Source organism: Janthinobacterium sp. EB271-G4-7A, from assembly GCF_020858075.1.
Classification (GTDB): domain Bacteria; phylum Pseudomonadota; class Gammaproteobacteria; order Burkholderiales; family Burkholderiaceae_D; genus Janthinobacterium; species Janthinobacterium lividum.
The window spans coordinates 3,807,173-3,820,922 of record NZ_JACYMI010000001.1; the positions used below are offsets into that span (position 1 = coordinate 3,807,173).

Below are 13,750 nucleotides of genomic sequence, written 5' to 3' on the forward strand. Positions count from 1 at the left end.
GCGTGAAATGCGGAGCGTGGATGGCGCGCAAGGCGCCGTTCGCTGAGGGAACTGCAGAGTCATAAGCCAACATCTTTCCAAGGTCAAAGGCGCCGTGCCCGGCCTTGCCAGGCAAGCTGGCTGCCACGCAGGAATTGTATTCCATCATGACGGGAACGGCACGTTAATTTGACGGGGCAGTTTGCAAGGAATTGACGAAGAGAAACTATCTATCAGGCTGTTGTCGCGTTAGCTCCGCCCTCCTCGGCATTGTGGCGAGTGTCGTTGCGCTTCTCGGCATAGGCCTTGAGCGAGCGCATCGTCCTGGGAAGCCCGTCCCGGACCTGTCTGGCAACGCCTGGGCCGAACAGAAAGGCAAGGGCTCCAGTGAACCACACGCGGTGAACGACTTGCGACCCGCCCTCTGCCGCAACAACCGTGTGCTCGAAGTGGATGCGGAACCAAGGGATGTAGCCCTCGACGGTGAACGAGCGGCCTGCCGAGCGCTCCGTGACCAGCATCGCAATACCCATCCCCTTGCTGGGAACTATCCTGCCCTGTGTTCCCACCGCGAACGGTCCATTGAGCCGGGCTTGCTTTGTATCCGGATCCCACAAGTGCCAGCGGTCGACCTCGCTCCAAATCTGATCGATGACCGTGGGCGGGACGGCAATGTGGATGCTTTCTTGAATTTGCGCCAATTTGGGGGATCTCCCTATCATTGTGTGAAAGTAACTGGGCCTGTTATCCGGCGTCGCGCAGCATATGGAAATTGGGGATATTGGCCCGCGGCATAGCATTCATCACGCAATATCGCCATGCCATTGCGCCAATTCAAAAATACTCCGCCAGCAGGAACAAATGCCGCAGCCTTTTCTTTGCCTCGACAAAAAATATATCCGCTGGAATTGCAGGATACACTGTTTTTTTATCATGCCAATAGAATCATATTCTGGTTATACTGGTCGCAGATAAAGCCGGGCCATGATGACAGCCTTGTTTTGCGCCAGGATCAAGGGATGCTCCGGATTCGACCGCAAGCTACTGCTCGCCATGGCCATGAGCATATGAAACTTTGAGAAATGATGAATACAGCACATTGGCGGGTTCAGGAACTACAGCATCACTCAGCGGATATCGCCTGGCTGAATGCCGAAGACGCCCGCCGCGCCTATGAGGTAGCAGGCCTTCACGACTCAAAGACCCATCTCGGCCTGAACATAAACACCGTTGACTCGATCGAGCGCCTCGTATTCGGAAATGATGTGGCCACCGCAACAAAATGGTTACGCGCCCGTATGCCTGGAACTCAGCAGGTCGTAGTGGTGTTTGGAGAAGACGAATGTTTCTTGTGCAGCAGTGTGTTCCTGGTCGAGAATTGGTCGGATATTTTTATCCCATCACGTGACGACGCGATGATCTATTCGCACGACACACCGCTTATCCTGTTTTATTGCCATGAGAATGAATTCGAAGTGGGACAGCGAATTGTTTTTGATTAGAGACCGAGTTCGGCCAAAAGCGGACCTACCCGTCCAAACTACAATTCTGATGAACATAGACGAACTTACTCGACGCCGCGTTGAAACCGCTCTTCTGGACTGTGATGGTTCGTGTAGAGATATCAACTTCGCCGAATGCATTTCGACATCTGGAGCCATTGACGTCCTAAGGGTTCTAGCATCATCTTGGACTTTGGTTCAGGCGATGACGGGTGAGGGCGATGATATTGCAAAAGCCGAGTTGCAAAGCAATCTTCGACAGGCATCTGGCTCGCTATCCACTGTTTGGAATGGCGGCAGCAACCCTGAGCATATCCAAGCGTACTTCCGCTGGGATGAACCAGACAGAGTATTCTGTGAGATCACGTTTTTCCCCCAGGACTTTGACGGCGAAACCTTCAAACTCATAGATTTCCTGTCGATGTTAAGCAAGTTGGCCTTGGCTGCGCGTAGTGCTGAGTATTATGTGCGCTACGAAGATGCATCTTGGCGTCACGGGCAGCATGAAAAGGATAGCGTGATTCTTTCTGATAGAGTGCTGTCGCTTTCACCGACCTGACGGGTGTCGGCCACAAGCGGACTGATATTTTTTTGAAAATTGCTTATGCAACGCCATTTCTACGCGACAGCAAAGGACCTTCTTCCAGTTTTCGAACTTGTTGAGGCGAAGATTCCGCTTGGCTATACGCGAACTGGGCTATTTGACGAGGATACTTACGCGACGTTTGACAGCGGGGCTGAACTTCCGACACTAACAAAAGCCTTAGTTGTTACTAGTGCGGTAGCGGGGCCAGGATACCTTGTCACTGATCGGGCGTCTCTTATCCAGAGTAGGGGCATCCAACAAAATTATGGGCGAAAAAAATTCGCCATCGACCAGTTGATGAATCCTGATAGTATTGTTTTCCAGCACGGCGGCTTTTATTCTGACCAGATTTTGTTATCTGGTCGTATCTCGACGGCATCAGACACTCCGGTGGCCACGAGGCTACAACGTGCGTTCTCTACTGCGTTGACCAAGAAATTTGTCCGCGTTAAAGCTTATTGGGTTGGACCAGATGCTTTGGCAATATTAGAACGAGGTGCACGCTTAACGATTGGCGCTGCCTCGCCAAGCGAATTCGATTTGGCGCTTGACGGCTAATTGCTCTAGGCCCGGTACCGGCCAGAAGCAGTCATAGAAATTTATTCCCAGGAGTACCGAGCCCGATCATGTACGAACAAATATTCAGAAATCTTCCCGGGAATCCTGATTGGCAAGGTTCGTTCTATGAAAGGCTGACTGAATACGGTGATTGGAATATTGTCGAGTTCTGGAAACTGCACTGGGATTTGGTGGAAGCCGCACGTTCTGAAGCACATCATGGGGCTGTCAGCAGAGAACTAGCGCTGGCTGTTGCAACTCTCTACGCAAAAGTCTCTAGTTTGATTTTGGCACATTACAACGTTAATGACGTGTTCCTGATTAGTAATTTGTCACCAGATCAGCTTTTAGCTTTTACGGAGAGGTTCGAGCATGCAATGCTTGGTGTTTTTTCTGGTGAGGTGATTGCAGAGTCCTCATATGAGCTACCTAGTCCGCTTATTGCGGTAAGTTAGCTCAGGGCAAGCCGCTTTCGGCCAGAAGCGGACAGTCGGCAATTGACCAATTAAGCTTTACTCAGAAAGTCAGCATGTCTCACCGTGATCCTTTTGATGTTATTTCATCCACCGTTGATCTGGATGATCCGGTAGAGCACGGTGATGCTCAACGCTTTATGGTTAACGCCCTGGCTCGGGTGATCGAATGTCTACCCGTTACCGCGCAGTCTTCTGTTTTGGCTGCTAAACGATATCTTGAGGGCGCGGCAACGGATAGCGAGGCCTTAGCTGTCCGGGTGAGGCTTTGGGAGACCATCCGAGGACGCGATATGTCGGATGACCCTGAGGTGTTGCGTATCAGAACCACGATTTGTGCGCTGCACGGCATGGACGCTGAAGCACCTTACGACAAGTTGGAATACTTTCTGTTTTTTTGGGAGCGCAGCGGCTTAAGCATGGTCGAGCTAGCTGGAGCTATGTTCGACACATACGGCGTTGTTTATCACGACGCTTAATCGGCTGCGGTGGCATATGTCGAATGCGTCAGATCTATGTCTGCTTCGGGGCGTAACCTGCTAACGACGGCAACCGGCCAGAAGCAGTCGTTCGACAAAGCGTTCGGGGGCAGAACGGTCGAGCTTTTTTGAATACTGGAGAATTTCAATGGCTGTATGGCAATTCAAGTTCACCTTGATTCCCGCAAGAAGGATTGTCGAAGTACATGGCAAAGTGCCTGATTTCCTGCTTCAGTTTGCTGCTGTTGTGCCAGACGCAAGTTTCGATGATGAAATGGTTTGGCCAAATTATTGGGAAGGCGTAGACAAATCTGCCATACAGGCCCTCGCGAAGAGTGTATTGCCCGTAGCTGATTCTTGGAGCGCTGAGGCGACTATGTATGGCAATTCTAAAACAGACGACATACAGGTTTGGGACGATTCCGTTGACGTTCGTCTGGATTGTTCAAATCTGAACATCAGGCTGCTCGAAAGCATCGTTGCTATTGCTGATGACTGTGGGTACTGCATAGTACTGTGCGAAGGGGGACGAGTTATCGCTCCCATAGTGGAACAAGTGACAGAAGCCCTGAAAGCATCGTCTGCATCCAGATTCGTCAAGGATCCAAACGCATTTCTCGCTTCCAGCGATCGAATTTTCCAAGCTAGCATTGGTTAGGAAAGGTCGGCTGTGGGACGGAAGCTGTCTCACATGAACGGCGGCAACCGGCCAAAAGCGGACCTAGCCAAATACGTGAACAACGCCAGGAATATTAAAGGAATGATCGCGCATGAAGATCGAAGACCTAGCTGAGACCTACGTGCTCTCCTTCTACCTGGAGCAGCGCCATTCCTATTTTCTGACGAAGTTGATTGGCTATGACGGGACACGATTTGAGTTGCTGGCGACAAATTCCGATGGCTCGCCAATTGGATTTGAAGTTGGCGAACTTCGTTTTGCCGGGAACATCACAACTCGTGAGAATGTTCCAAGTCTTGGTGAGCTTGAAGGTGCGGCGACAACTGAAGATGGTGCAATCCTTGAAGGTGACTTCGGCGACATCAGAATTCGCGCAAACAACATTACCATCAAGAAGGAATCCTAGTTCTCGATGGTCCGCTTTGGGGCGAAAGCGGACTCACGTGTGCGAAAGGCAGGCACCCTGACTTGCGAAACAGGGCAGTGCCCTCCTTCCCTGTCAGCCCGGGAAACCTTACTTACCGTCGTCACAGATACCGAACATCAACGCCCCCCCCGAATAGAACAATGACATCACCAAAACCCCGGCGTACCGGGGCAATTCAATGACTAAACTTAAGCGCGGGCACTGCGGCCAGGCAGCGCCAGGCGCCGGCTGGCTGAGGCTGAAGCCGCGGCCGGCAAGCCACCCGCCACTGTCAGCGCTTTGCCCTGGGCGTCGCCACGCAGGCGGAACACGGCCACCACGTCGACCAGTTCCACGGCACGATCCTGCAGCGAGGAAGCCGCGGCGGCCGCCTCTTCCACGAGGGCCGCGTTTTGCTGGGTGACCTGGTCCATTTGCGAAATGGCCTGATTCACCTGCTCGATGCCGGCGCTCTGCTCGTGGCTGGCGTTGGCGATGTCGCCCATGATGTCCGTCACGCGGCGGATGCTGGCGACGATTTCTTCCATCGTCGCGCCCGCCTGGTCGACCAGTGCGCTGCCCGTGTTGACCTTGTCGACGGAATCTTCGATCAAGCCCTTGATTTCCTTGGCGGCAGCCGCCGAGCGCTGCGCCAGGTTGCGCACTTCCGTGGCCACCACGGCAAAGCCCCGGCCCTGCTCGCCTGCGCGCGCCGCTTCCACGGCCGCGTTCAGCGCCAGAATGTTGGTTTGGAAGGCAATGCCATCGATCACGCCGATAATGTCGGCGATCTTCTTCGCCGATTCATTGATCGAACCCATCGTGCCCACCACTTGCGCCACCACGGCGCCGCCCTTGCGGGCCACGTCCGAGGCGGACACGGCCAGCGAGTTCGCCTGGCGCGCATTGTCCGTATTCTGGCGTACGGCCGAGGTCAGCTCTTCCAGGCTGGATGCCGTTTCTTCCAGGGAAGACGCCTGCTGTTCGGTGCGCACCGACAAGTCCGCGTTGCCGGCGGAAATCTGCGCGGCCGCCACGCTGACCGTATCGGCCGAGGCGCGCACGGTGGCGATCACGCCGACAATGCGCTCGAGGAATTTATTGAAGGCGGTGGCCGTGCGGCCCACTTCATCCATGCGCTCGACGGGCATGGCGGCGGACAGGTCCAGCGAAGCGCTGACGCGCTCCAGCGTGTGTTCGATATTGCCCAGGCCGCCGCTGATGGTGCGGTAGATATGCCAGGCCAGCGCGCCCGTCAGCAACACGGCCACGCCCAGCACGGCCAGCATGGTGTTGAACGCCGTGTCGTAGGCGGCCAGGCTTTCCGCTTTCACGTCATCGACCAGCTTGTTGTTGTAGGCGATATGGTCATCCATGCTTTTCTTCGCGGCGGCGGCCGTGATGGCCAGCGGCGTGCCGGCCAGCAAGGTGGCGCGTACGCCATCCATGTCGCCCGCGTAGGCGGCGGCAAAGAATGGCGCCAGCGCGCGGCGGTAGGCTTCCATCGCGGCCTGGTCGGCGTCGAGCATCTTGCTGTCCGTCGCGTCATACAGGCGCTCGGCACGGTAGGTGGCGATGACCTTGTCGAAATTCGTGTTGGCATCGGCCACGGCCTTGTCCAGCGCCGTCTTGTCGGCCAGGTTCGAGAATACGGACAGGCGGTAGCCGGCCAGGCGCGAGTCGGCCAGGAAACCCTTGGCCGCATTCAAGCCCTGGATGCTGGGAATGATGCGGTTTTGCACGGTATCAAAACGCTCCTGGGCGCGCTGCAGCTGGATGGCGCCGCCGGCGCCCAGCAATAGCAGGGCCAGCAAGGCGATGGTCAGGGTCAGAATTAATTGCTTGGTGATATTCATGGTGTGTCACAGTAAAAAGGTAGCCTGGCAAGGCCAGGCAGGATAAGTAGCTGCCGATCAGGTGGCCGGGGATCGGTTGCTAGGCCGCCAGCGGGGAAGCCTCGGGCGCGCGGCGTAGCAAGTCGCCATGCTGGCGGCAAAATGCCAGGCCCGCCTTGTGGCCCACGTCGAACAGCAACTGCATGTTCGAACTGGACCAGTCAAGCGTATCGGGCCAGTGCTGCTCCGGGATGCCGCCCATCAAGTCGAGCTTGAGCAGGCGCCGCTTGGGCTGGCCCGTGCGCGCATCCGTGTTGTGTTCGAGTTCGAACAGGCGCAGCTCGCTTTTGGAAATTTTCACCAGCGGCGTGATGATGGAGCGCACCCAGGCGTCGTACAGGTTGCGCGGCTTGCGCAGCAGTCGCTCGTCGCCGAGGATGTCGAGGATGACCAGCGTATCGGCGTCATGGTGCTCGCCCTTGCCTTCGATAAACGGGTCGAAATTGAGCGTATCGAGCGCCGCGCCTTCGATGTAGTCGTCGCCGGCGATGGTCGTGGGCGCATACAGGAACGGGAACGACAACGCGGCGCGCACGTGGATCGGTTCAATTTCGTGCTTGCCCCAGATTTGCATGCGGTGCTCGCTGAGGTTGTAGGCATTGATGTAGAAATCGGGGCGCATGCGGGCCACGCCCGAGAAATCCACGGCTTTTTCCAGGAAGGGCAAGTGCGCGCACAGGCCCAGGCTTTTCGCCGACAGGTCCGACGGCGACAGCGACGACACCATCAACTTGCCCCAGTCCGACCAGGCCGTGGGCACGCCCGCAAACGTTTGCTGGAAGGCCTGAAAAAAAGGATTGTTGGCCGGCGGCTGGAAGGCGTCGCGGAAAGTGCTCGCATGCATGCCCGGCTTCTGGAACACCTTGTAGTTGATCGGGATCATCTTGTAGATGCTGTCGGCCACGCCCGTGTCGGCCCAGCTTTGCAAGGCCTGGCGCGGCGTGGCCTCGTGCGGCGTCGTGTAAAGCAAACCCATCAACACGCCGGCGCCCGAGGCGGAAATAACGTCGAACTCGATGCCCTCGTCAAGGAAAGCAGCCAGGGCGCCGGCGATCAAGGTGGAATTTGGTGCGCCGCCACCCAGCAGCAAACCCGTTTTGCGGGCCGGTTTCGCTGTCGTGGCTGGCGCCGGATCCTGCGGCGTCGTAGTGACTGTCTTCATGCACACTCCCTGAACGGAACGGGGTTACCATCCCTTAATTGTTGGTTACTACACGCTTATGGCGCCTAATCCTGCACATGTTCCCGCAAGCGACCAGCTGATGCAATGTTGCAGAAACAGATATGAAATTAACATAAATAAATTCCTTATGGCAATTTCCATAACGAATGACGGGTATTCAGGAAGGCCATAAGTTGATGCCGTGCGGCATGGCGTGATGCGGCGCAGCAAATATAAATCCAGCGGCGTTAGGAATAATCGTTTTGGGGTAGGAATATTCCCCAAGCAGCCGCCAGCGCGGCGGCCAGGGCCATCAAAGGGATGATGCAGGGTCGGGAGGGGGCGGAGAAAAATGCAGGTGGGTACACAAATGGTCAACAAAGACGCGGATTTTAGGTGACAGGTGACGGCTCGACGGCCACAGCACCCAGAACTTGCTCGAGTACAGCAGGCAATCGGCCAGCACGGCTTGCAGTTCGCCGCGCGCGATGGCGTCGCGCACGATAAAGTCAGGCAGGTAAGCCAGGCCCACGCCCTGCGTGGCGGCGCCGATCAAGGCCTCGATATTGTTGCAGGTCAAGGCGGTCGGCAAGCGCAACTCGCCGCCGCTGTCGCCGTCGGCCCGCTGCAGCGCCCATTCCTGCAGCTTGCCCGTGGTGGGAAACTTATAGCGCACGCAGGCGTGCCCTTCCAGCGCGCGTGGCGTGGCCGGCACGCCGTGACGGGCGAAATATGCGGGAGCGCCCACGATGGCAAAAGCAAACGGCCCCAGCTCGCGCGCCATCAGCCGCGAATCCGTCAAGGTGCCGCTGCGCACGGCCACGTCGACGCCTTCGGCCACCACGTCGACCAGGCGGTCGTTGAAATCGAGGTCGAGCTCGATCTCCGGGTACTTGCGCGTAAACTCGGCCAGCAGGGGCAGGATGATGCGGTAGCCGATCACGGGCAGGCTGACGCGCAGCTTGCCGCGCGGCGCCTCGGCCAGGTGCGACAGTTCCGCCTCGGCATCACCGAGGTCGGCCAGGATGCGCTGGCAGCGTTCGTAAAACAGCGCCCCCTCGTTGCTCAGGCTGATGCGCCGCGTGCTGCGGTTGAGCAGGCGCACGCCCAGCTTTTCTTCCAGCCGCGCCACGCTCTTGCCCACGGCCGAGGCCGACACGCCGAGCAGCCGCCCGGCCGCCACATAACTGCGCGTTTCCGCCGCGCGCACGAAGGCGGCAATGCCATTCAGATTATCCATGCCATGTCGCCATTTCGATTAGGGAATATTTGTCCGTTATGAGCGGATTTTCAGCCACTTTTTCATTGATTACGCCCATATTATCATCGGATTCCCTCTTTCTGGAATCATTCCCATGGATACGAATCTTCCCGCGCAAGCCCCGGACCAAGCGACTGCACGGCGCACGCTGGTGCTGGCCGCCGTCTGCCTGGCCGCGCTATGCATGCCGCTCAGTTTTACGGGACCGGCCATCGCCATTCCCGCCATCGCCGCCGACCTGCACGGCTCGCCGCTGGCGCTTGCGTGGATCACGAATGCCTTCATGCTCAGCTTTGGCGGATGCCTGATGGTGGCCGGCACGCTGGCCGACCGCTATGGCCGCAAGCGCGTGTTCTTGCTGGGCATGGGCGTGTTTTCCGCCGCCGCGCTGGCACTGGCGGCCGCGCCCGGCATCCTGTGGCTCGACGTGCTGCGCGCCGTCCAGGGCCTGGGCTGCGCCATGGCCCTGTCGAGCGGACTGGCGGCCCTGGCACAGGAATTCGACGGCCCCGCCCGCGCGCGCGCCTTCAGCCTGATCGGCACGGCCTTCGGCGCGGGCCTGGCCTTCGGTCCCTTCCTGGCAGGCACCTTGATCACCCACACGGGCTGGCGCGCCATTTTTGTCGCCACTGCCGCGGCCGGCCTGGCCGCCCTGCTGGCCGCCGCGCGCGCCATGCGCGAATCGCGCGATCCGCAGGCGCAGGGCGTCGACTGGCCCGGCGCCCTGACGTTTACCGGCGCATTGTCACTGTTTACGTATGGCTTGCTGCAGGCGCCCGACAGCGGCTGGGGCAGTGCTGCCAGCCTGGGACTGCTCGGTGGCGCGGCCTTGCTGCTGGGCGCATTCATCCGCGTGGAGCGGCGCGCGGCGCGGCCCATGCTGGACTTGACCCTGTTCCGCCTGCCTGCTTTTGCTGGCGTACAACTGCTGGCGGCAGCGCCCGCGTTTTCCTTTGTCGTACTGCTGGTACTGCTGCCGGCCCGCTTCATCGGCATCGAAGGCTACAGCGCGCTGGAAGCGGGACGCATGATGATCGCCCTGTCGGCACCCATGCTGGTGCTGCCGGTCCTGGCCGGCATGGCGGCGCAGCGCCTCGCCGCCGCCCACATCTGCGCGACCGGCCTGCTGCTGGCGGCGGGCGGCTTGCTGTGGCTCTCCACCTGCGCGCCAGGGCAAGCGCCCGCTACCTTGATCGGGCCGCTACTGCTGATCGGCTGCGGCATCAGCCTGCCCTGGGGCTTGATGGATGGTCTGGCCATCAGCGTCGTGCCCGTCGAGCGGGCCGGCATGGCAGCCGGCATCTTCAATACGACGCGCGTGGCGGGCGAAGGCCTGGCGCTGGCCATCGTCAGCGCGCTGCTGGGCACGCTCACCGTCGCGGCGCTGGGCGGTACCGGCAGCGGCGCGCAACAGGCAGCGCACGCGGGCCCCTTCCTGGCGCTGGGCGAGCTGCGCCATGCCGCTACCCTGCTGCCGCAGGCGGGCGCCGCCGAGCTGGCGCAAGCCTATGGCACGGCCTTCCGCCACTTGCTGTATGTGCTGGCCAGCATCACCACGGCATCGGCCCTGCTGATCCTCGCCTTTTTGCGCCATCCGGCCACAGCGGCCACGGACACGGCCGCCCTGCCCACCTGCAAGGCGCCAAACTAAGTCGCCCGGCTTTCCCGCGGCAACCATCCCCTGTCCCGCCATACCCGGCGGCGCCCACGCGCCGCCGCGCGCCTTTGATGTTTCTCTGCAACACCTCAAAAGTCTTCAAGAACAAAACGAGTTTACTTATCAAAGCGCTTTGAACTATACTCAAAGCGCTTTGAAACATAGTTAAAGCGCTTTGGTTTCGCAAATTGATGCGCGCCGATCCCACACCTATAAAAACACTGGAGACACAATGAACAAATTTTTCTTGAAAGCGTTGCCGGCGGCAGTGCTGATGGCCTTGAGTGCGTCGGCCCAGGCCGCCCTGCCGATCGACTTCGGCGGCTATATCCGCTCGGGCTTCGGCACCAGCAGCGAAGGCGGCAAGGAAGCGTGTTTCGGCCTGGCCGGCGCCTCGTCCAAGTATCGTCTGGGCAATGAGTGCGAAACCTACGGCGAACTGAAATTCGGCGGCGAAGCCTTCAAGGCAGCCAACGGCACCACCTTCCGCATCAATACCCTGGTGGCGTTTTCCGTCAATCAGAACCAGGATTGGGAGCAATCGGACCCATCGTGGCGCGAAATGAACGTGGTCGCCGACAAGATCGGCACGGGCGCCTTCGCCGAAGCGCGCGCCTGGGTCGGCAAGCGCTACTACGACCGCCAGGACGTGCACATCACCGATTACTACTTCTGGAATAACAGCGGCCCTGGCGCCGGCCTGGAAAACATCGACCTGGGCGCCGCCAAGCTGGCCTACGCCGTCGTGCGCACGGCCGACGACGGCGACAGCAAGCGCATGGGCCTGTCCCACGACCTGCGCTTCTCCGGCATCAAGGTCAACCCCGATGGCGAACTGACCTTGGGCCTGCAATTCAACCAGAAACGCAATGCGCAAGGCGCGGCCCCCATCGCCAGCGGCCACTTGCTGACCATCATGCATACGCAAGGCAATCTGCTGGGCGGCTTCAACAAGGTGGCATTGCAGTACGGCAAGGGCAGCGCCGCCAACACGGGCGGCTTCAGCCTGGGCGCCGGCAAGGATGACAAGGTCGTGCGCCTGACGGAACAGATCATGATCCAGCCCAAAGGCGCCTGGTCGGGCATGGGCACCTTCGTCTACGAAGACAAGGAAACGGCAGGCGTGAGCAGCAAGTGGACATCGATCGGCGCGCGCCCCGTCTACCACTTCACGGACAACTACAGCCTGGCCGTGGAACTGGGCCACGACATCGTCAAGCCGGAAGGCGGCGAAAGCCGCAACCTAACCAAGCTGACGTTCGCACCGCAACTGTCGGCCGGCAACAGCTTCTGGTCGCGTCCCGTGCTGCGCGCCTTCTACACCTATGCCAAATGGAACAAGGCAGCCCAGTCGGCCGCCGCCGCGGAATCGGCGCTGTCGTCGACGGGCGTGTTCGGTGGCAAGACCAACGGCAGCTCGGTCGGTTTCCAAGTGGAATCCTGGTGGTAAGAGCATCTGAAAAACGCCCATGGCGGCGTTGCACGGTCTTGCCGTACTAGCGTACTGTCTGCGACCGTGCGCCTTGCCCTGAACGTTTTGTCAGACGCTCTTTGTTCAAACCTACCCAACACTGGCTGATGCCGCAAGGCACCAGCCACTGGCAGCAACACCGCCCGCTATGAAAGGGGCAGGCAGTACCCGGACCCACCATTTCGCCGCTGCACGCGATGGCCGGCAGCTTCAATGTAGTGATTCAGCAGTATCCTCTTTTAGCGCGGGCGCCCCTGGGTTTGCCCGCGTATTTTTTTGGGCGCTGCCGCCGCTTGTCATACCCCTGATCATTCCGGCATTTATCAGATAAACTACCCGTCATCGCACCGCATCGCTCCCGACCCACCCTGGATAGACCCCAACTGCAGCATCCATGAACCTCAAAAATCTCGCCAAAACGCTAGGAATATCCGAAACCACCGTCAGCCGCGCCTTGAATGGCTATCCGGAAGTGAGCGAACGCACGCGCGAGCGGGTGCTGGCCGCCGCGCAGGCGGCCGGCTACCGTCCCAACCCCATGGCGCGCAGCCTGGCCGTGGGACGCACGAATATCGTCGGCATCATCTACCCGCTGATGCCGAACGACCTGGCCGACCCCATGTTCATCGAAATCGTGGGCGGCATGTCGGAAGCGCTGGAAGCCCAGCAGATGGACATGATGATCGCGCCCGCCTCGGCCGGCAACGAATTCCACACCTATGAACGCATGGTCAAGGGCCGCCGCATCGATGGCCTGATCGTCGGACGCACGAAACCGTTCGACGAGCGCATCGCCTACCTGGCGCAGCAGGGCATGCCGTTCGTCGCCCATGGCCGCACCCAGCTGAACCAGCCGCACGCGTGGTTCGACTACGATAATGAGGCGGGCATGCGCCTGGCCGTCGAGCGCCTGGCGCAGCTGGGCCATCAGCGCATCGGCCTGATCAGCGCCACGCCGGACCTGAACTTCGTGCGCCAGCGCGTCGAGAGTTTCCAGCACGCCATGCAGGCGGGCGGCCTGGCCGTCGACCCGGACAACCTGGTCGACAATGCGCACGACCGCCGCGCCGGCTACCAGGCCATGCAGCGCCTGCTGGCCCGCTCGCCCCGCCCCACGGCCGTCATCGTCGACAATCACATGTCGGGCGTGGGCGCCGTGCGCGCCCTGCTCGACGCGGGCATCGCCATCGGCAGCGAAATGTCGCTGATCGTCTGGGGCGTGATGGAGGATTCCCTGGCCGGCCACAACGTCACCACCGTCGTCCAGCCCGACCCGCGCGGCGCTGGCGCGAAGATGATCCACATGCTGCTGGCCCTGATGGATGGCACGCCCGTCACCGACCTGCAGGAACTGTGGCCGTGCGAACTGCTGCCGGGCGAGTCGGCAGGGCCCGTAATACACGCATGATTCAGCCTCTCACCGCGTAACCCGCGAAATACCGGGGTCAGACCCTCAGGGTCTGACCCCAGCCCTTGCATAGGGTTTCGTCTTCGGCCAGGGGATGAACATCCCCTCCCTGAATCACCCTCATAAAAAAATCGTATGTCTGGCGCGTGTATCGCTTTACTTTTCAAAGCGCTTTGAACTATACTCATTTCATACCCAAAGCGCTTTGAATTTTAAAATAAGACGTTCGCCTAC

At 59.5% G+C, this 13,750-nt stretch carries 15 protein-coding genes; 11 read left to right on the top strand and 4 right to left on the bottom strand.

Going from position 1 to position 13,750, the window contains the following annotated elements; genetic code table 11:
- Nucleotides 1-212 precede the first annotated feature (212 nt).
- Nucleotides 213-680: an SRPBCC family protein gene (locus tag IGS58_RS17115; protein WP_230522124.1), complete on the bottom strand. Its 468-nt coding sequence runs from the start codon at nt 678-680 to the stop codon at nt 213-215.
- Between the two features lie 117 nt (nt 681-797).
- Here IGS58_RS17115 and IGS58_RS17120 point away from each other — a divergent pair, with 117 nt between their 5' ends.
- The 8 genes from IGS58_RS17120 (at nt 798) to IGS58_RS17155 (ending at nt 4,662) form a co-directional block, all read left to right on the top strand.
- Nucleotides 798-1,058, top strand: a complete 261-nt coding sequence (locus IGS58_RS17120) for a hypothetical protein (protein ID WP_230522125.1) — start codon at nt 798-800, stop codon at nt 1,056-1,058.
- Nucleotides 1,059-1,061: 3 nt separating this feature from the next.
- Nucleotides 1,062-1,481 carry a hypothetical protein gene (locus IGS58_RS17125; protein WP_230522126.1) on the top strand — a complete coding sequence of 140 codons (420 nt, stop codon included), beginning with the start codon at nt 1,062-1,064 and terminating at the stop codon, nt 1,479-1,481.
- Nucleotides 1,482-1,530: 49 nt separating this feature from the next.
- Complete coding sequence (locus IGS58_RS17130) at nt 1,531-2,040, top strand: hypothetical protein (protein WP_230522127.1); 510 nt, start codon at nt 1,531-1,533, stop codon at nt 2,038-2,040.
- A gap of 45 nt (nt 2,041-2,085) precedes the next feature.
- The gene (locus IGS58_RS17135) at nt 2,086-2,625 is read left to right on the top strand and encodes a hypothetical protein (RefSeq protein WP_230522128.1); all 540 of its coding nucleotides are present in this window, start codon (nt 2,086-2,088) and stop codon (nt 2,623-2,625) included.
- Nucleotides 2,626-2,693: 68 nt separating this feature from the next.
- A complete protein-coding gene (locus IGS58_RS17140) occupies nt 2,694-3,080 on the top strand; it encodes an Imm41 family immunity protein (protein ID WP_071653730.1) in 387 nt (128 codons plus the stop codon).
- A 74-nt stretch (nt 3,081-3,154) separates the two neighbouring features.
- Complete coding sequence (locus IGS58_RS17145) at nt 3,155-3,577, top strand: hypothetical protein (protein WP_070259160.1); 423 nt, start codon at nt 3,155-3,157, stop codon at nt 3,575-3,577.
- A gap of 148 nt (nt 3,578-3,725) precedes the next feature.
- Nucleotides 3,726-4,235 carry a hypothetical protein gene (locus IGS58_RS17150; RefSeq protein WP_070259162.1) on the top strand — a complete coding sequence of 170 codons (510 nt, stop codon included), beginning with the start codon at nt 3,726-3,728 and terminating at the stop codon, nt 4,233-4,235.
- A gap of 112 nt (nt 4,236-4,347) precedes the next feature.
- Nucleotides 4,348-4,662 (top strand): hypothetical protein, encoded by a 315-nt coding sequence (locus IGS58_RS17155; protein ID WP_070259164.1) that lies wholly within the window; start codon nt 4,348-4,350, stop codon nt 4,660-4,662.
- A gap of 209 nt (nt 4,663-4,871) precedes the next feature.
- Here the strand turns inward: IGS58_RS17155 and IGS58_RS17160 are convergent, their stop codons facing one another.
- The 3 genes from IGS58_RS17160 to IGS58_RS17170 form a co-directional block, all read right to left on the bottom strand.
- On the bottom strand, nt 4,872-6,518 hold the full coding sequence (locus IGS58_RS17160; RefSeq protein ID WP_070259165.1) for a methyl-accepting chemotaxis protein: 1,647 nt from the start codon (nt 6,516-6,518) through the stop codon (nt 4,872-4,874).
- A gap of 79 nt (nt 6,519-6,597) precedes the next feature.
- Nucleotides 6,598-7,719 (bottom strand): patatin-like phospholipase family protein, encoded by a 1,122-nt coding sequence (locus tag IGS58_RS17165; RefSeq protein ID WP_230522129.1) that lies wholly within the window; start codon nt 7,717-7,719, stop codon nt 6,598-6,600.
- Between the two features lie 313 nt (nt 7,720-8,032).
- Complete coding sequence (locus tag IGS58_RS17170) at nt 8,033-8,959, bottom strand: LysR family transcriptional regulator (protein ID WP_230522130.1); 927 nt, start codon at nt 8,957-8,959, stop codon at nt 8,033-8,035.
- A 115-nt stretch (nt 8,960-9,074) separates the two neighbouring features.
- Between IGS58_RS17170 and IGS58_RS17175 the strand changes: the two genes are divergently transcribed.
- The 3 genes from IGS58_RS17175 to IGS58_RS17185 all read left to right on the top strand — a co-directional run bounded on the left by IGS58_RS17175 (nt 9,075) and on the right by IGS58_RS17185 (nt 13,516).
- Nucleotides 9,075-10,631: an MFS transporter gene (locus IGS58_RS17175; protein ID WP_230522131.1), complete on the top strand. Its 1,557-nt coding sequence runs from the start codon at nt 9,075-9,077 to the stop codon at nt 10,629-10,631.
- 238 nt (nt 10,632-10,869) lie between these two features.
- Nucleotides 10,870-12,087, top strand: coding sequence for a maltoporin (locus IGS58_RS17180; RefSeq protein ID WP_034783044.1), 1,218 nt, complete (start codon nt 10,870-10,872; stop codon nt 12,085-12,087).
- Nucleotides 12,088-12,502: 415 nt separating this feature from the next.
- Nucleotides 12,503-13,516, top strand: coding sequence for a substrate-binding domain-containing protein (locus IGS58_RS17185; protein WP_070259168.1), 1,014 nt, complete (start codon nt 12,503-12,505; stop codon nt 13,514-13,516).
- Nucleotides 13,517-13,750: the final 234 nt, after the last annotated feature.